22 protein-coding genes and 2 pseudogenes are annotated in these 20329 nt (G+C 34.9%); 18 read left to right on the top strand and 6 right to left on the bottom strand.

The genetic code is table 11. The annotated features are described in order from the left end of the window. Nucleotides 1-189: 189 nt before the first annotated feature. Complete coding sequence (locus R4Z09_RS14240) at nt 190-813, bottom strand: nitroreductase family protein (protein WP_338452917.1); 624 nt, start codon at nt 811-813, stop codon at nt 190-192. Between the two features lie 914 nt (nt 814-1727). Between R4Z09_RS14240 and R4Z09_RS14245 the strand changes: the two genes are divergently transcribed. The 8 genes from R4Z09_RS14245 to R4Z09_RS14280 all read left to right on the top strand — a co-directional run bounded on the left by R4Z09_RS14245 (nt 1728) and on the right by R4Z09_RS14280 (nt 8273). Continuing rightward, nucleotides 1728-2174 carry a hypothetical protein gene (locus R4Z09_RS14245; protein ID WP_338452918.1) on the top strand — a complete coding sequence of 149 codons (447 nt, stop codon included), beginning with the start codon at nt 1728-1730 and terminating at the stop codon, nt 2172-2174. A 460-nt stretch (nt 2175-2634) separates the two neighbouring features. Beyond that, nucleotides 2635-2853 (top strand): DUF1659 domain-containing protein, encoded by a 219-nt coding sequence (locus R4Z09_RS14250; protein ID WP_338452919.1) that lies wholly within the window; start codon nt 2635-2637, stop codon nt 2851-2853. A 34-nt stretch (nt 2854-2887) separates the two neighbouring features. Next, a complete protein-coding gene (locus R4Z09_RS14255; protein ID WP_338452920.1) occupies nt 2888-3106 on the top strand; it encodes a DUF2922 domain-containing protein in 219 nt (72 codons plus the stop codon). 94 nt (nt 3107-3200) lie between these two features. Beyond that, the gene (locus tag R4Z09_RS14260) at nt 3201-3341 is read left to right on the top strand and encodes a YvrJ family protein (protein WP_338452921.1); all 141 of its coding nucleotides are present in this window, start codon (nt 3201-3203) and stop codon (nt 3339-3341) included. Nucleotides 3342-3782: 441 nt separating this feature from the next. After that, nucleotides 3783-4760, top strand: coding sequence for a helix-turn-helix domain-containing protein (locus R4Z09_RS14265; protein WP_338452922.1), 978 nt, complete (start codon nt 3783-3785; stop codon nt 4758-4760). 620 nt (nt 4761-5380) lie between these two features. Continuing rightward, a complete protein-coding gene (locus R4Z09_RS14270) occupies nt 5381-6286 on the top strand; it encodes a DMT family transporter (RefSeq protein WP_422392277.1) in 906 nt (301 codons plus the stop codon). A 410-nt stretch (nt 6287-6696) separates the two neighbouring features. Further along, nucleotides 6697-7578, top strand: coding sequence for a PhzF family phenazine biosynthesis protein (locus R4Z09_RS14275; protein ID WP_338452924.1), 882 nt, complete (start codon nt 6697-6699; stop codon nt 7576-7578). 251 nt (nt 7579-7829) lie between these two features. Further along, complete coding sequence (locus tag R4Z09_RS14280) at nt 7830-8273, top strand: GNAT family N-acetyltransferase (RefSeq protein WP_338452925.1); 444 nt, start codon at nt 7830-7832, stop codon at nt 8271-8273. A gap of 394 nt (nt 8274-8667) precedes the next feature. Here the strand turns inward: R4Z09_RS14280 and R4Z09_RS14285 are convergent, their stop codons facing one another. After that, the gene (locus tag R4Z09_RS14285) at nt 8668-9840 is read right to left on the bottom strand and encodes an MFS transporter (RefSeq protein ID WP_338452926.1); all 1173 of its coding nucleotides are present in this window, start codon (nt 9838-9840) and stop codon (nt 8668-8670) included. Nucleotides 9841-10006: 166 nt separating this feature from the next. Here R4Z09_RS14285 and R4Z09_RS14290 point away from each other — a divergent pair. The 6 genes and pseudogenes from R4Z09_RS14290 to R4Z09_RS14315 form a co-directional block, all read left to right on the top strand. Next, nucleotides 10007-10358, top strand: a pseudogene (locus R4Z09_RS14290) (zinc ribbon domain-containing protein); the annotation flags it as partial. Between the two features lie 95 nt (nt 10359-10453). After that, nucleotides 10454-10819 (top strand): hypothetical protein, encoded by a 366-nt coding sequence (locus R4Z09_RS14295; RefSeq protein ID WP_338452927.1) that lies wholly within the window; start codon nt 10454-10456, stop codon nt 10817-10819. Nucleotides 10820-10945: 126 nt separating this feature from the next. After that, nucleotides 10946-11320, top strand: coding sequence for a class I SAM-dependent methyltransferase (locus tag R4Z09_RS14300; RefSeq protein ID WP_338452928.1), 375 nt, complete (start codon nt 10946-10948; stop codon nt 11318-11320). An 18-nt stretch (nt 11321-11338) separates the two neighbouring features. Continuing rightward, nucleotides 11339-11761, top strand: coding sequence for a hypothetical protein (locus R4Z09_RS14305; RefSeq protein WP_338452929.1), 423 nt, complete (start codon nt 11339-11341; stop codon nt 11759-11761). A 637-nt stretch (nt 11762-12398) separates the two neighbouring features. Continuing rightward, complete coding sequence (locus R4Z09_RS14310) at nt 12399-12947, top strand: hypothetical protein (RefSeq protein WP_338452930.1); 549 nt, start codon at nt 12399-12401, stop codon at nt 12945-12947. Between the two features lie 288 nt (nt 12948-13235). Beyond that, nucleotides 13236-13679 carry a carboxymuconolactone decarboxylase family protein gene (locus R4Z09_RS14315; RefSeq protein ID WP_338452931.1) on the top strand — a complete coding sequence of 148 codons (444 nt, stop codon included), beginning with the start codon at nt 13236-13238 and terminating at the stop codon, nt 13677-13679. Between the two features lie 226 nt (nt 13680-13905). Here R4Z09_RS14315 and R4Z09_RS14320 read toward each other — a convergent pair whose 3' ends face one another. Together R4Z09_RS14320 and R4Z09_RS14325 are read right to left on the bottom strand one after the other, a co-directional pair. Further along, on the bottom strand, nt 13906-14106 hold the full coding sequence (locus R4Z09_RS14320) for a cold-shock protein (RefSeq protein WP_338452932.1): 201 nt from the start codon (nt 14104-14106) through the stop codon (nt 13906-13908). Between the two features lie 478 nt (nt 14107-14584). Continuing rightward, nucleotides 14585-15109: pseudogene (locus tag R4Z09_RS14325) on the bottom strand (NADPH-dependent FMN reductase). Nucleotides 15110-15527: 418 nt separating this feature from the next. Between R4Z09_RS14325 and R4Z09_RS14330 the strand changes: the two are divergent. Both R4Z09_RS14330 and R4Z09_RS14335 read left to right on the top strand, forming a co-directional pair. Then, nucleotides 15528-16379, top strand: a complete 852-nt coding sequence (locus R4Z09_RS14330) for a VOC family protein (RefSeq protein WP_338452933.1) — start codon at nt 15528-15530, stop codon at nt 16377-16379. A 17-nt stretch (nt 16380-16396) separates the two neighbouring features. Next, nucleotides 16397-17455, top strand: a complete 1059-nt coding sequence (locus R4Z09_RS14335; protein ID WP_338452934.1) for an LLM class flavin-dependent oxidoreductase — start codon at nt 16397-16399, stop codon at nt 17453-17455. A 166-nt stretch (nt 17456-17621) separates the two neighbouring features. Here the strand turns inward: R4Z09_RS14335 and R4Z09_RS14340 are convergent, their stop codons facing one another. Beyond that, complete coding sequence (locus R4Z09_RS14340) at nt 17622-17807, bottom strand: ketopantoate reductase family protein (RefSeq protein WP_338452935.1); 186 nt, start codon at nt 17805-17807, stop codon at nt 17622-17624. 100 nt (nt 17808-17907) lie between these two features. Here R4Z09_RS14340 and R4Z09_RS14345 point away from each other — a divergent pair, with 100 nt between their 5' ends. Further along, nucleotides 17908-18822, top strand: coding sequence for an aminoglycoside phosphotransferase family protein (locus R4Z09_RS14345; protein WP_338452936.1), 915 nt, complete (start codon nt 17908-17910; stop codon nt 18820-18822). A 179-nt stretch (nt 18823-19001) separates the two neighbouring features. Then, nucleotides 19002-19877, top strand: a complete 876-nt coding sequence (locus R4Z09_RS14350; RefSeq protein ID WP_338452937.1) for a thermonuclease family protein — start codon at nt 19002-19004, stop codon at nt 19875-19877. 135 nt (nt 19878-20012) lie between these two features. Here R4Z09_RS14350 and R4Z09_RS14355 read toward each other — a convergent pair whose 3' ends face one another. After that, nucleotides 20013-20261: a hypothetical protein gene (locus tag R4Z09_RS14355; RefSeq protein WP_338452938.1), complete on the bottom strand. Its 249-nt coding sequence runs from the start codon at nt 20259-20261 to the stop codon at nt 20013-20015. Between the last annotated feature and the right edge of the window lie 68 nt (nt 20262-20329).

Below are 20329 nucleotides of genomic sequence, written 5' to 3' on the forward strand. Positions count from 1 at the left end.
AGATTATCTAGAAGAAAAGCTAAACAATTTACTATAAAGATGTTACTCTTTGGTTAGTGAAAACTCAGAGTCTTGTAAAGTAACAAGAGAACTAATTTAACATAAGACCACCTTTTTTGGTTTTATCTAAGCATCTATTCTTTTATAGAGGGAAACTCCAAATAGAGTTAGAGTCTCCCTTTTAATTCATTACTTAATAACTAATAATCGTTCTTCAATCGGTTGAAATTCTTTTTCATTCGGAGGTGCTGTTGGTTTACCGAATGGCATTTGGGCAATGAGTTTCCAATTACTCGGGATATTCCATAATTCTTTCACTTCATCATCAATCAATGGATTGTAATGTTGTAATGAAGCACCAAAACCTTCAATTTCTAAAGCTGTCCATATTGTATTTTGAAGCATTCCAGATGTTTGTTGAGACCATGTTGGAAAGTTATCTTTATATAATTCAAATCTTTCTTCAAGAGCTTTTACAACATCTTGATCTTCAAAGAATAAAACAGTTCCATATCCATTTCTAAAATTATTCAATTTAGTTTCTGTTGGTTCAAAGTTTTCTGCTGGTACAAGTTTTCGTAACGTTTCTTTAGTCATATTCCATAGTGTGAAATGAACTTTACCCAAAAGTAAAACTACTCTTGAACTTTGAGAGTTCATAGGTGAAGGATTATGTAATACAGCCATATTGATAATCTCTTGGATTTTTTCATCAGAAATTACAGGTTCATTACTGATTGAATAATACGAACGTCTTTCCTTTATTGCTGAATAGAAGTCTTTTGTATGTTTCTTTTCCAAAACTTTTGTCATATTGTTTATCTCCTTGTCGAATTTCGTAGAATGTTGGTATTATTTCATAGAAATTTTTTAATTTCAAATGAATTGCTTTTTTATTTCGAATCTTCCAATACTCTGATTTTTTATTTCTTTGCTAAATGGTTGCTGACACATGTGGATCATTAATACAAAAAGTCAATTATACTTTTTTACTGCAGGAAATGGAAAAAATTGCTGATCCTGTTAAATCATAATTTATGAAGCCGAGAGAAAAGACACAGCGGTTCTTAAATAGGATTATTTTTTAATGATAAATTATGTGAATATTGAAACGCATTCGTAATTCAATCGTAAATATTAATACGTATTTTAAATATTAAGAAGAAAGAGGGGATTTTATGTTAAAAACTATTATATTTATTTTACCATCTATTACACTGGATCTATTCAAAATGACTATTGCAAATTCTTTGTGTCAATTATTCAAAAATTTAGAGCCATTCGTTCAAACATAGGTTACTCTGAAATCTGACTGAGAAGGCTAAAAAAATATACTGTGAAACTTTTAGTTATCAATAAACAAATGACTGTCTAACCAAACAATCATAAATCATTCAATAGCCGTCTTACGCATCGCAAAAGGGCTTGTGTACATACTTATATTAAGCAACTTTTTAGCACAATTAAAAAGCATATCTATTGGCAGCCAACCTGTTCTATATAAGGTAGGTACCTTGTCGCACGTGTTTATGATAGCACTATAGTTGCTCATACCACTTATATTCATTCACCTGACTTTTTATATGGCAGTCAATGATAACCCGAGGTTTGTCAAAATTGATAATATAATAGAGTTTAAATTATCCAAGAGGGCGATTGATGTTTTAACTGACTCTGTTACTATTAATATGTATTCAAACTACAGAAGATAAAATGGGGAATGATTTATGAGAGAGATTATATTAATCATAGCAGAAATCATTAACACAATGCATGATATTATTCTGAATCTAATGGAGTTTGCAGGCTTAGATTTAACTGATAAAGGTCTGCACCTTTGGATTATGGGAATGATTGGAATCTGTATATTTGGCTGCACCCATGTATTCTTTAAATATCTTTCAAAGTATGGTATTACGGCGATTTCATTTGTTTATACTCTAACAGTCATGGTGGTCATCGTATTTGCCATCGAGATTCAGCAACGAATAACAGGGCGAGGGGAAATGGAATTTGACGATGCCGTGATTGGTTTATGGGGCTTTCTATTATTTTTTGCCGCATTTCTTTTAATAAAAACGATTCATAAAGGGATTATTAACTTGTTGAATCGCAAAAATAGTAAACCTAATAATCGACGTTTACGATCAGATCACAGTAAACGGTCACAGTGACACCTTAAGTCTTGTCGATATTTATAGATTGGATATATAGTTGGAATCGCCGGGAGGTTCTGCGGTCCCAATCATTAAATGAAAAATCTCTGTGGAGATTATTCTTTATAGAGATTTTTCATTTATAGTGTTTTCTCCGTGAAATGAGAGAATGAAGTGAATCCACATATCACAGAACAGTATCGCTCCATAATCCCACCACAATTGTTTCACCCAATTTCATATTATAGGCATCATAGAGAAGTATTTTAAAGGAAGTCTGTCGTGATGACACACACATAATAATAAGCCCCATGGATTTTCTTAGACAGATTCCATCTATGAAACAAGATTATTCGAGTTGTGCATGGGCACCTTCAATTAAGAACCCCGGTTATTCTTCGATCAAAAAATTTAAATTCATGGGACATTTTTACCCTCTTTCTCTATATAAAGAACATGAAAGGAGAGGATGATAAAGATGGCACAGACATTGATAAAGTCGATGAAGCTGCGTTTGACTTATGAGACTGGGATTGACGAAGGCGGGAAACCAATTTTTAAGACGAAGACGTATAGCGGTGTGGTGGAATCAGCTACGGCTGATCAGTTTTACCAAATTGGGCAGGCACTGGCATCCCTTTCGATCCATCCGCTTGCAACAGTTGAAAAGAATGGCATGTATGAAGTGATGGCCTAAGAAAGAACGACGTTAATAGAGGAGGATGAGGGATATGGCAAAAACACTCGAATTGCACTTTACAACTGGTTTGGGGAAAACCTCAAAGCTGACGATTGACTATCCGAAGGAGCCGGTCGATAAAGCAGCTGTGAAGCAGGTGATGGATTTGATTATTGCAGCCGACATTTTCGGTGGTGGCAATCAAAGTTTTGTGAGCGTGAAAGAAGCACGTCTAGTCGAACATAGCGTAACAGATTACGAGATTGTGTAAGTTATTTTCGAATCGTAATCTTTGTAAAACAAAGGGCTGCATTCGTTCAGGAGACAGCTTATTTCTATGTAAATGAAGAAACGAGGTGTCCATCGTGGAACAATTGATTCCCCTCATAAGTGAGGTCGGCTTTCCGATTGCTGTTACCCTGTTTATGCTTTATCGAATTGAAGCGAAACTGGATAGCGTTGTTCAATCGATTCAAAGCCTGCCGGAGCGATTAGGTGGAAAATAGTATTTCGGGAATCTCTTATTTAGTTCATATGAATTTTTACTATTAATTTTTATTGCAATTTTTCATATCGTTTAATCGATAATTAAGTGAAAAAAAGTCCTTCTCCAATGAAAAACGAGATGGCTCAGTTCAGGATAGGTTTGGCGGTTGAAAGAGATCTGTATCGTGGACAGTAGTATTTGCTACAATTTTATTATTTATTAAAAATTTGTACCATTTTTTCAAATTCAGTCAGAAAATAGCGTTTTGTGGGAAAATTGATATGATTTTTCCCGGAAATTATATCAATTTTCCCTGAAAATGATAGTTTTTTGGTGAAAATCGCATTTTTTGTAAATTGTACAAGACGGTTCAAATCTTATACATTGGAATTTGAAAGGGAAACAGTATAATTTCTTCCTTTTTAAAATAACAACATGAACCCCTCAGGAGGAATAACACATGGATAAGCTGAACCATGAAACGATTAAACACTATCAATCTTTTGCTACGGTCGAGGAAATGGATCAGGTGGTTCGCGGATTTTTATATAAATTTAAGTCCTCTTTATCAGATGGAGCAATCAAGGTATTGCATTATCTATGGAACTATTCAGTTAAGGTGATTGGGGTGTCATTTTCCAAGTATGATACAATGGCCGCAGCTGTCGGGCTAAGCCGGAGGACGGTTATTCGTGCTGTGAAGACATTAGAGGAGCTTTCTTTTATCAATAAAATCCCGACTGCTCGTATGAACGGGAAACAGGGTGTCAATCTGTTTGTGATTCAGCCATTTGAGACGATTGATTCAATAATAACTCCGGTGTCACCCCAGGATGTCACTCGTCCTGTCACTCCTAATAAAGCAGAGAATAAACAAAGCTCACTCTGTGAGAATAAAAAACAAAACCGTATTGTCGTAAAGGAGACTGAGGTTGAAGATTCGGTTAGAGAGTTGGGATTAGATTCGAAGGAAGATAGCGATTCAGCTACAGATTGTTGTAAAAATGCAGAGGTTCTTAAACAAAATGTCGAGTTAACACCAAGAGAAGAACAGCAAAAAACAAAATCAAGTACATATGTGAAATCAAATGTTCAGCTAAAACAGGTTGAATGGCATCAATTCGATCCAAGCTTTTTACCGGAGTATGTGAACAAAGATTTTATCCAAGCGGCTCAAGCCTTTTTTCATCCAGGTGACATACATAAACTTTGGTCAAAGATTCATTTGGCTTTCAAGAAAGTGAAACTGATGGCCCATCTAGATGATACGATGGAATTGGTTATTGCTGACTTTAAACGGACAGTCTTTTTGAATAGGACAGGGAAGATCTATACAACATTTGAAGGATATTTTTACAGCATTGTTTATGGGAGACTGTGGGGTTTAAAGGTCAGGGAAAATCAGCAAGAATGGTATGAGAAAGTGATGAATCGTTAAGATCAATGGCTTGATATCACTTAAAGGTGGAGGAATTTTAAAACCATTTAGATCCTTAACTATTCTTTCTCGGACGATCTTACTTGCATTTCAGGAATTTGATTGACTAACGACATAGTGTCAGTTGGTTTGTAATGCTCATTCATATCAACCTTCCAAGACACAAATAGCAATCTCTGTCAAGTTTTAAGTGAAATTTAGCTATTTGATCTAACGCTTTTGTACTTTATTATGATTAAAATAGGGGGCTGTATAGGATTTAACAGTACAATTACTCCATACCTTCTAAAAACACTCACGATTGATTAATTATCGATAATTGTTAAGGCGCATTTACCAATCCTTGTTCAACTAAACTTTTGCAGAATCTCTAAGATTTGAAGATCCAAATCATCTAGTATTTTACAAACTTTAGATTTCACTGATTTCCACTCCTTTATATTCTTCATCAAAAGATAATAATGGAAAATAAATATGATTTCGCAAATATAGTTAAATACTATTTTAGGATAGAGGTGTTAAAATGATTTAAAGTGAAAGTTTAACATCACTGGAATAAGGCTAATAGGTATAGAACTTAGAACAGTGATATTTGTAGGGGAAGGATCGGAGAAATGTCTATGAAATATTATGTCTTGCTGCTTTTAACCTGTTTATTTTGGGCAGGAAATTTTGTTGTTAGTAAATCTCTTGTTGAACATGCTTCACCGGTCATCCTGACGACTCTTAGGTGGATGATTGCGGTCGTTTGCCTTGTACCGCTTGTATGGTGGAAGGAAAAAAAGCTTCTGCCACCACGAAATGCTCTAGTTCCTTTGTTTTTAATGGGATTAACAGGTGTTGTGCTATTTAACCTTTTGCAATTTTTAGCATTAGAGCAGACAACCGCAACAAATGTTGGTTTAATTTCTACGTTAAATATGATTTCAATCGCTGTTTGTTCCTTTGTATTTCTGAAAGAAAAAATTAATAGACTACAATTTGTTTCCATGATTTTTTCCCTTTTTGGTGTCCTTCTTGTATTATCCAAAGGGAAAATAGACTACTTGCTTACATTGAATTTTAATACAGGAGATTTATGGATGATAGCTGCTGTATGTGTATGGGGCCTATATACGATTTGCACCAAATGGGCCATGACCAAAACTTCAGCTTTGATGTCTACTTTGTACTCCGCTATATTTGGACTGATTATTCTTCTGCCCTTGAGCGTCACTAATTTTACTGTTTCAAATATAAGCACATCTTTCTTAGGTGCTATTGCTTATGCAAGCGTGATTTCAACAGTAGTATGTATGTTACTTTGGAATATTTGTGTTCAAAAATTAGGTTCAACGACATCAGGAGTTTTTCTAAATTTTAATCCGATATTTACAGCCATTTTAGCTTTTCTATTCTTAGGTGAACAAATAACCTGGATACAAGGAATCGGCAGCGCTATCGTGATAACAGGTTGTTATTTATTCTCATACTTTACAACAAAAGAATTGAAAATATGCTTATTAAGCAAGGTAAGACATCACTAAAGGTATTAATCTACTTTTCATTAATTAATGTCTAATGTCATTGAACTTTTTGAAAAGGGATTAATATAAGAAGAATACAAATAGGTATACTAAAGAAAAAAGTACAAAGGGGAATATGTCCCGACTGCTCAGGAAGGGGATTTTTTTCTTCAGGTTTTGAATCGGTTCATGTCCATGAATGTGATACTTGTAAGGGAATAGGAAAAGCTTAAGTAGAGCAAAGAACATAGAGCATGTGTTAGATTATGAGTTGTTAAGTTAAAAAGGTGCGATGCTTCAATAACGAAGGATCGCTTTTCTTCTTTTCTTATTGAAGCAACTGATAGGTTAGTGGAGCAAGGATTCAAATTAATGGTAAAATTATTTCATAAACATTAAAGTAGTAAAATACTGTGGAGGGGATAGAATTTATGGGGAAAATAAATTATTCAATTGTAGATGTTTTTTCACAAGGTAAATATACAGGAAACCAACTTGCTGTGTTTAAGAATGCTGAAAACATTTCGGGTAGTAAAATGCAACAAATAGCCAAGGAGATTAATTATTCAGAGACTACTTTTATTTTATCGGATTCAAAAAAAGATAATGGTTATGATGTTCGTATTTTTACACCTAATGAAGAGGTTCCTTTTGCTGGACACCCGACTTTAGGAACTGCATATATCATTCAAAATGAAATATTAGGGGAACCAATTGAATCGCTTATTTTAAATTTTAAAGCTGGACAGATTCCCGTATCGTTCGATAAACAAGAACATATACTTTGGATGGAACAAAATAAACCCACATTTGGTCGTATTTTAGATACAAATAAGGTTTCTGATGTTTTAAATATTGATAAAGAATATTTAGATGATAGATTTCCTATCCAAGAGGTTTCAACAGGACTTCCTGTGATTATTGTCCCTTTAAAATCTTTAGAGGCAGTTAAAAAAGTTAGAATAAATAAAGAAAAATACTTTGAGTTAATTGAGAATACCGATGCAAAAGCAATAATGGTTTTTTCTCCTGAAACATATAATTCTGATAATGATTTAAACGTTCGTGATTTTGCAGATTATTTTGGTATTCCAGAAGATGCAGCTACTGGAAGTGCTAATGGATGTTTGGTTTCTTACTTAGTTAAATATCAATATTATGGAAAAAGTGAAGTAAATATTCGTGTAGAACAAGGATATGAAATGAAGAGACCATCTTTATTGTTTTTAAAGGCAAGTGATGAAAACGGGGAAATCACAGTATATGTAGGAGGAAAAGTTGAAAAAATTGCTCAAGGGGAATGGTTTCTATAAGCGAGTTAGATTCAAAACTTGCTGCAGTTCAGACGCATAAAAAAGATGGCGAAATGGAGGCGAAAATTAAATTAGAGGAAATAAAAAAAACATCTTTTTAAAGGTGTTTTTTTCCTGTTTATCGAAATTTGTATCAGGAATCGGAAAAAGAAACTTTTTCAAATTTGTCTTTCTGTGGTGTTAGTCACTATTTTTTTCTTATTATTTTATAAAGGTATTTTCGATCATTTAATCATGGAGGTAGATTATTTGTGAATATTCAAGTCGCTAAAAGTATCCATAAGCAAGCTATTTCTGAGTGTATGGATGCGGCTTATGGCATGTACATTGAGAGAATGGGAAAAAAACCTGCTCCTATGGTAACTGATTATACTGAACCTATTTTGAAAGGTCTTATCCATGTAGCTGTAGACAGGGAAGAATTAAAAGGCCTTATTGTGTTAATACCGAAGACAAATTACTTGTTAATAGAGAATGTGGCTGTCCATCCGAGTTTCCAAGGGCAAGGAATTGGACGTGAATTAATTGAATTCGGAATTGAGTCCGCTAGGAAAGCGAATTTAAAAAAGGTTTGCTTATATACTAACGAGTTAATGACTGAAAATCTTAAATATTACCCTAAGTTCGGGTTTATTAAAGTAGATAACCGGATAGAAGATGGCTTCAACCGTGTATATATGTCAAAGCCTTTATAATTCAACAACAATCTGTATGGTCAAAAACAAGAATCATTGCTGAACTCACTTTTCTTCAATCGGGCGCTTTAATAAAATAAGAGTATATTTAATAAAAGGCTTTATATACAGGATTTTATACATAACTCGGATATAAAGCATTATTTATATACAAAAAACATACTTCCATAAACAAAATTTTTGATTGTCAAATACAATTGTGCTATACGATACAATTCATTTGTCGTTTCTGTAGCCTATCACCCTAATCACAATTGTTTTCGGTCAGCATTGGATACATTAATGTTATACAAAATCCATTTTAACCTCAGTGATCCATGTTACAAGTAAGTGAGGTTTTTCTAAAGCAGTTAATCCAGTATGATCTTGTGTTTTTGAAGTTTTAGATAAGAGTTTAAATGGTAATTAATCCTTCCTTTTTAACTTCCACTTTTCGATAGATAAGTGCAAGCACCATGGATGGTATGGTACAAATAATCATCCCGATAAAGGCATATCTTGGCTCGATTTCGTATAAATAGCCACCAAAAAATGTGAATATTGCCGTACTCCAACTAAGTGCAAGCGCTGAATACATGCCTTGTGCTTTCGGAATCTGCGCAGGTGTAATGTTTTTGACCAAGTATTTCATAAAGGCATAATGCCCCATTGCAAATGAGCAAGCATGCAAGGTTTGTGAAATACAGAATACAATCACATTGGGAAAGGAAAATACTAGTAACCATCGTATGGTTGAACCTAGTGCCGCCAGTGCCAACAAGGAGCCAACTGAAAACCGCTGAAAGTGCTTGTCGGCAATGGAAAAGAAAATGATCTCTGCGAATACAGCTATGTTAATAATTAGTCCAATTAAATACTTTGGTGCATGGATTTCCTGTAAAAAGATATAGCCATAGCTGTAATACGAGGCGTGTGCTGCCTGTAATAAAATCACGATAACAAGCACTAACCCAAAGTATTGTATACGGAATAAACTCATCATTCCGTGTTTATTATTTATATCCATTTTCGGTTTTTCCGATAAAATAACCGGTGAATGCATAAAACCTAGAAATAGGAATACCAGTGCCCCAATTAACATGGCCCATAAGATTACTTCATCACCCCACGCCCCTGTAAACAAGGTTAAGATCATGCCAGCCACAACAAATCCAATCGAACCATATGAACGGCTCTTGCCGTAATCCATTAATTGTTTATGTTGTACAAGTGTACCTGCTACACTATCTAAAGCTGGCATTAATGCTGGATAAAAGAAATGTAAAAGCAAAGTAGCCAAAAGTAAGCCAGTAAAGGAAGTAGCCGGGATATAACTCAAAAGGCTGACGAATGTACCAATGGCCATTACATTTAATAATGTTTTACTACTAAATTTTTCCGAGAAATAAGGAAATGCAACCAAAGTAGAGAGACCTCTTACAACCAATCCTAGGCTCATTATCAAACTAGCTTGTGAAACGGTAATCCCTTTTGTATGAATCATCCATCCGGTCCAATACGGGAGAAAAATGCCCCAAGTCATAAAAAAACTAAAAAACTGACTACTCATCCAACGTTGTGTGTTCATTTATTATCACCTCATTATTGCATAATAACATTAAGATTTTTTCAATAATAGGTGATAATTCATATTTTGAATGGTGATTTATGGGAGTTTATAAAATGAGAAAAGACTGCGCTATCTAGAAGAACAATCCATTGCGTATTTATTCTTTGCAATAAGCCAAGAAAACCAGAAAAATAATCAAAGCTTTGTTCAAATTCCTCATTTCCTATTAATTGAACTGATTACGTACAAAGCAAAGTCGGAAGGAAAGACAGTCATAATCACGGAAGAAAGTTATACATCGAAGGCAAGCTTTCTAGATGAAGATCCTATTCCAGCTTACCAATCGGGGAATAAAGAACAACACATATTCAGCGGAAAGAGAGTAAGCAGAGGGATATATCAATCTAAAAATCAAATCCGCATAAATGCTGATACAAACGGAGGCAGCAAACATACTGCGAAAAGTAATCCCAACGGCTTTTGTCAACGGGATAGTGGCTTTGTGTTCCAAGCCTCAAGTGGTCAATGTGCGTTAGAATTAACCCTAAAACTTTTGACTTTAGTCACGGTAGGTTTATCAAGGATCAATCAAAATAATTAAAAGGTGAAGAGAGGAGAGGACTGCACTAACATGGAAAACGTATCAAATGTAAATAAACTGGAATCAATCAAATCCTTCCAATCGTCCATCAGAAAATCCGAAAAGGCCTTGGCTCAAATGACTCAAAAAGGTGCAAATACCACCTTAATAAAGAAGCGACTCAAAGCTTTAAACATCGGGTTAGCTATGCTGGAAAACACTTGGAATCAAAAACCCCATCCATACACTAAGGAGAATTTAGCAGAAGCTCGCAAGGTTCTTATAGGCTTATTCCCATCCATTGAGAACATTTATGCTAAGTCAAAGGAAGGCAGTCCTCAGAGAACGCTTTTAGAAAGAAGAATGAAAGCATTGGAATTAGCTGTTCAAGCGATTGACGATCTTTCCAATGATTAAATTCTTTTAAATAGAGTTTTTCAGAGACTCGTAATCTTTTTGAGTAAAGCCTTCCAAGGTAAATATACTATTGAAAAAAATGGAGATATAAAGTTTTGCCGATGCTATTTGACAGGAGAGATGATCATGGATTTAACTAAGAACCAAAACATTCATTTAACAGAAGAAAAGGAAACTCTACTGATTACTTTACAAGCAAAGGCCATTGATAGTCGCTCTAAACACTCCATTCTTCATGATAAAAAAGCTTTAGAGATTCTTCACCTGATTGACTACGATTTTGAAAAGGTAAATCATTTTGGGAACGAAATCATGGTTATAAGGGCAAAGCAATTGGATACATGGCTGCAGGAGTTTATAAAAAAATATCCTAACGCAACAGTACTGAATCTTGGCTGCGGTCTAGATACAAGAATTGCAAGAATCAATCCGCCTTCCACGGTAAATTGGTTTGATGTGGATTTCCCCGAGGTTATCCAATTACGTAAATCCTTTTTTTAAAATCAAAAAGGCTACCAAATGATCTCGTCTTCTGTTCTTGAACTGAACTGGCTGGAGCAAATTCCGCAGAACCAACCAACAATGATTATTGCCGAAGGTTTGTTGGAATATCTTAATGAAGACGAAGTAAAAGAGCTGCTTAAGCGGCTAACAAACTATTTTCCCCAAGGGGAGATCGCCTTTGATGTAATGAATTCCTTTGCAGTAAATTCCGGAAAAGATCACCTAAAAGAAACAACAGGAGCTGTACACAAATGGACAGTGGATGATCATAATTCCGTCGACCAATTAAATGACAAACTAAGAAAAATAGCTGCCTTGTCTATTTTTAAATCAACATATGTTCATAAACTTCCACTAAAAACTCGCTTACTATATTCTGCTTTATACATGATACCAAATTTTAGAAATATGATGCGTTTGCTTTTATATAGGTTTTGAAAAAAACAACCAAAAAAAGGTAAATTAGGAATTATTACTACAGTGTGATATACTATGTCTACCATTTGTACTATTACTGATTGTGTTTCATGATTGTTACACAAAAGCCCTATTCATTTATTGGATAGGGCTTCCTTTCTGTTGAATAATTCTAGAAGATACTTTAAAAATGGAACAATTGTGTTTTGCAAAATAAAAGTGCAGAGATTTGCAAAGAAAATATTACGCTGCAACTTTACATGGAGAGGTGGGCATGCTAGCCTTCGTGGCACAGCCAAGCCTTATGGCTACTGGTTTCTTGGCTAAAGGAGCATGCCCATAGAGGCTCCATGTCAAGTTGCAATACTCTGCATTTGCAATTGCAACCATGTGTACTTTTTCTCTGCAAAATACAACAATGTACATATTGTTCCATTTTTTTCACTTTGTAGCCGAAATTATCAGAGTCTCTATGTCTATAAATTAATTTACAATTAAAAATTAATTAATTTAGAAAAGGTTATTTTAGCTTTAAGTGTTTGTTTTCCGAAAGAATAGGATTCGGTGACAATGACCAATCTAGAATCTAAAAGTTGTTTTTAAATTTAAAAATGCAGAAGAAATGCGTACACTACTCAATTTATAGGAGAACAAACCAATGAAAACACGGGAAATCAATGTCCAAAAACAAGGATTGATTCCTAAAAAGGAACGTATATGGGTAATTTTGGCGATTATTATTGCTGCTTCGATGATGCTTTGGGAATTTAAGGGACTATTACAGCTTTCATTAACCACTCTGCACAGCAGGCAATTCGAACATACATTTAAAGGTTTTGGCTCTAATGCAAGAATTGCATTATTTTTTGTACTTGCTTATTATGTGCTTCTTCGTGTTATTAAGCTACGTGCTTTAAAAGGTCAAAGTAAGGTGAAAAAATGGTTGTCCACTTTACTGCGCTTTGCCAGAAGATGGCATACTCCAGTAGCAATTCTCGCCATTGCTTTTATTATCTTGCATACAGTAGCTGTCTTTATGTACGGCTTCAAATTTGATTTTAGTAATATAAGTGGATTGCTTTCCTTGATAGTCCTGCTTCCAGTTCCTATATCAGGACTATTTCGATATCAAAGGATGGACCGGAAGTGGCATTTACGGTCTGGTGTTGCTTTAGCTATTGTATTTTTAATTCATTCTTTTTTATAAACAACATGTACATGAACCGTTTTAGCGTCAGAAAAATAGTCAATTTACAGGTGTATTGACGTAAATTATAGCTGGAAGGATATTTCAAAATTACGTATCGAGTTAGAGTAAAAAGGATTTTTACATGTGGTTTTAGTAAAGTGTTCTTTTCAAACTTTCATACTTTCGTTATTCAAGAAATGCGTCTGTTTTAAGGGTCGGATTGAGGGGATAACCCCATTATAAAAATAGTACGGATGTTCCTGTTAGGTTATAATAGTCTTATACTAAATTAAAGGAGTCTTGCTTATGAGCCAAAGAGTTTCTTACTATGAAATCGCCCCTGATGGTATGAAAATTATGATGGATATGGAAAAATACACGAAAACGGCCGCAATTGATCGAAAACTTCGTGAGCTTATTAAAATTCGCGTTTCTCAGATTAATGGCTGTGCATTTTGTTTGAATATGCACACAGCAGATGCAAGAAAAATGGGTGAAACAGAACAAAGAATATATTGTGTTAGTGCTTGGCAGGAATGTGAATTCTATACAGACGCGGAAAAGGTGGCTTTAGAATTAGCAGAGCACGTGACATTAATCCCATCAAAACGTGTTCCAGATGAGCTTTATCAACGAGTACGTGAACACTATGATGAGAAACAGTATGTTGACCTTGTCTTAATCATCAATCAAATTAACAGTTGGAATAGATTATCGATTTCAATGGGAAATATAGTAACTGAAAAATAATTATTCTAATTCTCATTTTCAATATTTAGTATAGGGCGTATTCCATAAATAAGGTGATCACCCTTTTTTATGGGGCAGATATGTAGAAATAACGATTTAGTATATGTGCAACTATTGCATGGTTGTGTAGTTAAGAGGAATATATCAATGGGATAATCGGTTACTGTGGACCACGGATTAGATAAGCAAAAAAACAGACCCTATAAGGGTCTGCCATCTGCTATTATTAAGCTTTTTGAACGTTTGTAGCTTGTGGGCCGCGTTGACCTTGTTCCACTTCAAAAGTTACACTTTGACCTTCGTCTAAAGATTTGAAGCCTTCGCCTTGGATTGCTGAGAAATGTACGAATACGTCTTCTCCTGCTTCACGTTCGATGAATCCAAAACCTTTTTCTGCATTAAACCACTTAACTTTACCTTGTTCCATAATTGTTGCCTCCTCGTGTGAGTCTCCACACATTGTTTTACTATCCTTGCTCAAATACCTTAGACGAAAACCAAAATCTATTCTCAATCTGAAAAAGAACAAAAATAATTCTTCTTAAGAATAACAGACATATCATGAAATAGCAAATAGTATCAGCAAGAGTGGTATGAGAAAGTGATTAATCATTAGTGATACATAGTCATCCTCGTCAGCAGAAAAGGATGTCATTGGTGCTATCATGAACAATTTTTTACATGGACACCACTTTTAAATGTAAAATTTTAACATAAGTTTTGATAGTTATCATTTAATTAAATTCTCCTTTTAAAAACAGGGTCGTCCCAAAAGCAAAGGTGTCAGGCACTACGACACATTTTCTATTATAACTTAGCGTAAATTGCACTGAATATAGATTGATTGTGGATGCTAGACCCCTTATGGGACAGCCCTGTCTGTTAAATTAAATGTATAGTTTCATCTATACTTGGAAGTTTGCAATGACACAATCTAAAAAGGCGATAGTTGCTTCATCTGTTAAGTTTCCTTCAACGTCAATTTTTTCATGTACTGCACCTACATATACTTCATTTCCATCAAAGACTGGAGAATTAAATCCAACTGCGAATAAGATATCTCTTAGGTGCATCTGTGCTTTTACTGAATTTAAATACCCATTGAAGAACCCATAATAATAGATGGTTTTCCATTCATTACTTTCTCTACTCGGCTTAACCAGTCAATTGCATTTCCTAAAACACCCGGTATAGTTGCATTGTATTCAGGTGTTACCCAAGGAACAGCATCAGCTTCTTTGACTTTCGCTTTGAAATCAAGAACTTCTTGGGTGCATCTAATTGGATATCTTGGTGGTACATTGGCAGCGGTGCTAAGTCTAAAATTTCAACTTCAAATTGATCTGCATCACGTTTTTGAACGTGTTTTACCAGTTTTAAATTATATGAATCCTTACGAAAATACTTCCTACGATTGCTACTACTTTCATTATGTTGACCACCAAATGTTAAATGTTGACAGGGGTTTCCATTTCTTTTGAAGCGGCTTAACTTTCTAAATTTAGCTTTCAATGCGTTTTATATTACCACATGAAAACTTTTGAGTAGATGAAGGATCACCGTTTAGATTTCCTCGTTCTTCAAAAAGTATAGAAGTTTTATTTGATTGACTCAAAAAATATTGAATGAGTTTCATTATTTGGAACCCCAATAAATTAATTTGTGGTTCCTTCCCTTGTAAGTACTTAATAAAATAATTAACGATTACTGAAAAGCGTTCACTGTCTAGTTAACTGTCAAATTGCAGGATTAACGATATCCAAATGTTTTGTTTTGTTGACCAAACATGAATTTCTTTAGAGTGGAAATTATATCAATCATAGGAAGAATGAATTCTAGGAGGATGTCATGGGATTTCATACTAAACCAACTATATTTGTGGGGCATGTCAAAATTAAAGTAGAAAATTTAGATCGCTCAATAAAATTTTATGAAGATGTTCTTGGTTTCAGTATTCTAGAACAAACAACGTCATCAGCAAAGCTTACAACTGATGGGAAAACAAGTATTCTGTCATTAGAACATCCTGAAAATGTCATACCAAAACAAGGCAGAACATCAGGCTTGTATCATTTTGCTATCCTTTTACCGAAAAGATCAGAATTGGCTAATATTGTGATTCATTTTAGGGTAAATGGAATCCGATTTGCTGCTTCAGATCATCTAGTAAGTGAAGCCTTGTATTTAAATGATCCAGATGGAAACGGAATTGAAATTTATGCAGACCGAGATCCTTCTGGATGGAGTTGGGTAGGTAATGAAGTTGAGATGACAACGATCCCACTTGATATTGAGAATTTGCTAACTAGTCAAGTAGCCGGTAAGTCTTGGGAAGGAATGCCAGAGGGAACAGTAATGGGGCATATCCATTTACATGTGGCAAAATTAGTAAAGACGGAAGAATTTTATGTGAAAGGACTTGGTTTTGATGTGGTGAATCGATATGCTGGTCAGGCACTATTCTTTTCCAATGAAAAGTACCATCATCATGTTGCCGTTAATATATGGAATGGGATTGGAGTGCCAAAACCACTTAAAAATAGTGTAGGACTTAAATCTTTTACACTTATTTTTGCAAACGAGGAAGCACGCCAAGAAGCGATCGATACTTTGCAAAAAGTTGGAGCTGCAGTTTCGGAAGAAAATAATATATTTATCACCCATGATCCTTCCGGAAATACGATCGAGCTAGCTGTTTAAGTTGGGAGGAAATCATATTGAATCAAGGAATTATCAATGAATTTGAAATCGGGGTTTATACACTTGCAGATATAGGACCAGATCCGCTCACAGGAAATACGGTAAGTGCCAAGCAGAGAATGGAAGAAATCATTAAAGCTGCACAGCTTGCTGATAAGTCTGGACTAGATGTCTTTGGGGTAGGGGAACATCATCGACTCGATTATGCTGTTTCATCTCCTGCGGTAGTACTGGCCGCAATTGCTTATGCGACAAAAAACATTAAATTAACCAGTACGACAAGTGTATTAAGTACACTTGACCCTGTTCGCTTATTTGAGGATTTTGCTACTTTAGATTTGATTTCGAATGGACGTGCTGAAATCTTAGCAGGGAGGGGAGCATTTATCGAATCTTTCCCTCTTTTCGGATACAGCACAAAAGATTATGATGATCTTTTTACAGAACATATGGATTTGCTTATACAGCTGAATAAAAATGAAAAACTTACGTGGTCAGGAAAGTTTCGTCCGCCATTAAATAATGCTGAAATTTCTCCAAGACCCATCCATGATCAAATCCCTATTTGGATTGGTGTTGGTGGTACACCTGAGAGCGCAGTACGTGCTGGCCGATTCGGAGTGGGAATGGCTTTAGCTATTTTGGGTGGAAATCCAAGACGTTTTAAACAGCTTGTTGACATTTACCGTCAAGCAGGAACGGAAGCAGGCCATTCAATAGAAGCATTGAAAATAGGTGTTACAGGACATGTCTTTATTGCCGAGACGACTCAGCAGGCAAAGGATGAGTTCTATCCGTATTACTGGAACTATTGGTACTACGTAAATCGTCAACGTGGATTTGGAAGAAAAATATCTAGGGAAGAATTTGAACAAATGGCCGGTCCAGAAACTGCATTGTTTGTAGGAAGCCCCGAACAAATTGTTGATAAAGTTCTTCAACAACATGAGTTATTTGGCCATACACGTTTTCTTGCACAAGTAGATATTGGAGGATTACCTTTTAATAGGGTAGTGAAAAATATTGAATTATTAGCATCAGAAGTAGCTCCTAAAATTAGAAAAGCAATAAGATAAAGATAGAAAAATTTCAATTTAAAAGTAAAATCCATCCAAAACCTGTATTTATATGGATTTTGGTGGATTTTTATTTTTTTGATGCTTAAAAATAACGAAAGACTATTGAAATAGGTGGAGCATATTCAGGTCAAATTTCTAATTTTCACTTTAATATATTCTTCGTTTAATCCATGAAGTAGGCCATGAAAGTTTCATTAATTTTACTGATGGTAGGTTGGAATTCTTTCATAAAGTGAATGATCTTATATATAATTGGCGTTGGTACACCGTAATTTCTGCCTACCTCAATTACTGTTCTAGCTAAATAATCAACTTCAGTTTTTCTTCCTACTTCTACATTCTGCAGCATAGATTAAAAAGATTAGAATTTGGAAGTGTGCAATTTTTTTAAAAATTTGGAGCGAATATCTTTTAAATGAAAGAGTCCTATTATAAAGGGGTTTAAAAAGATGAAAATAAGTACCGAAAGCGATGAATTTAAATGGGTTAAAAAAATGATCAAGAAAAATTTTGAAAACATGCCATGTAATCATATTACGAAACTTGGCGAGGGGTGGAAGAGTCGTGCATACTTAATCAATCATGACCTCGTATTTCGATTTCCAAAGGAAGAGGACGGAGCCATCGATACAGAAAAAGAAATAAAGGCGTTACCGACCCTAAAAAAACATATTTCCCTAAATATACCGGAATTTATTTATTGGGGGAAACAAGATAATGGTTATCCTTTTGTCGGCTACAAAATATTGTCAGGAGAGCCGATGGATGAACAACTTTTTCACTCATTATCATCGGGAACCAAGAAAAAAATCGCTCATCAAATCGCTGAGTTTATGGATCAGATCAGTTCATTTTGTGCAGAACAGGCGAAGGACTTAGATATAGGAGTAAATAACTTCCATCAAGATTACTTAGAGTTATTCCATGAGGTGAAGGAAAAAGTTTATCCTAAAATTGATCAAGTAATGAAAACATATATTTCTTTTCGATTTGAAAGATACTTGGAAAATAAAGAAAATTTCAGATACTCCCCTAAGCTCCTTCATGCCGATTTATCGTTGGATCATTTATTATTTGACAAAAAGAAGCAAGAAATAACTGGAATCATTGATTTTGGTGACATGAAGATTGGTGACCCTGACTATGAATATATTTATTTGTTGGAAGAGTGTGGAGAAGCATTTACAAAAAAGGTGATGGAAATAAGAAAGGAAGAAAACATTCAGCATAAGCTGGAAAAGCTCTCTTTTTTCCTAACTGCCGATAACGTTATTCTGTTATTAGAAGCACTAAAAAGAAATAATAGTGAGATGCTAGAAGAAGCTATAGAAATCATTCAGAGTGAAATGAAAATAAATGAATAGAGGATCTGTTACTTTCAAGAACTTATTCTTAAACGTAATTAACGCAACTTTGGCGGTTTTCGCTAAGGTTGCGTTTTTTTATTAGTCATAATATTTCACTAGATGATTCTTTGTTTTTTAATATAATCATAGTTTTTAAAGTATGTTATGATGATTGAGTAACAAAGGAGTGTGAAAAATTGAAAAATATTAGAATGATAATGTCTCTTTTGCTGTCCATAACTTTTTTGTTTGGTTGCGGGAGTGAAGACTTAAATACCATTCAAAAAGAACAAGCAACTAAGGAAGTCGTGCAACAAGAGGAACCAACAACGAATACAGCAAACACCTTAAATACTGAGCAGGTGAATGAGGAAGAACCGAAAGTCCAATCGGAAACACCATCAGACCGAAAGACGTTTGATGCGGAAGTGGTGTCTGTCACTGACGGTGATACGATCAAGGTAAGGATCAATGGTCAAGTCGAAGCAGTCAGATTTTTACTAGTAGATACGCCTGAAACCAATCACCCTCGTCTTGGTGAACAGCCTTACGGACAAGAAGCGAAAGCTTTTACAAATCAACTGTTAGAAGGGAAGACGGTTCAGCTTGAAAAGGATGTCAGTGATCGAGATAAGTATAATCGTCTGCTGTACTACATATATGTCGATGGTAAGAGTGTACAGGAAGAATTGCTGCGAAATGGATTAGCAAGAGTAGCGTATGTATATGTACCAAACACCAAATATGTTGACCAATATTATGAAATTCAGAAAGAGGCTCAAGAGAAGGGCGTTGGGATTTGGAGTGTGGAGAACTACGCCCAAGAGGACGGATTTCATGAGGAAATCATTGAAGGGACGCAAACAGAAACGAATAACCAAAATCAAACAGCCGAACAGCCAACAGGGGATTGTACGATCAAAGGCAATATTTCTTCGAGTGGAGACAAGATTTATCACATGCCAGGTCAGCAATTTTATGATGTGACTCAGATTGATACTTCTAAAGGTGAAAAATACTTTTGCAGCCGGGAAGAAGCAGAACAAGCAGGCTTTCGGGCCAGTCAGAGATAGAAGAGTTAGATAAAAGCAAATTCATAGTAAGAAACCACTCACAACCATTGATATATTAATGGTTGTGAGTGGTTTTATTATTTTGTGCTTTCCCTATTAAGTTAAAGCATTAGATTGAAGCAAGCAATTATTGAATTAATCCTGAATGGCTGTCACAAAGCCATCCTCAAAGTAAACATATTTGTATCCTGCAAACACCCATTGCTCGCTTATTCCATACCTTGTTTCTGTTCGGTAAATATCAATTGGATTGCCCCATATTTCACGAACTTCATCCGGAGTCATGCCGATTTCAGGTCTCTTAATTATAGGATCATCATAGTCGATAAAATGTAAATTCTTTGCCTCTCTATATTTTTCTGTATCTTTAAATTGGTTCAACAATTTTTCAAATTCTTCTTTAAAGTAGATGGTAGTTCATTCTTAATTTCCAATCCTGCTTATAGCCAAAG

Source organism: Niallia oryzisoli, from assembly GCF_036670025.1.
GTDB classification, from domain to species: Bacteria; Bacillota; Bacilli; order Bacillales; family Cytobacillaceae; genus Bacillus_BD; species Bacillus_BD oryzisoli.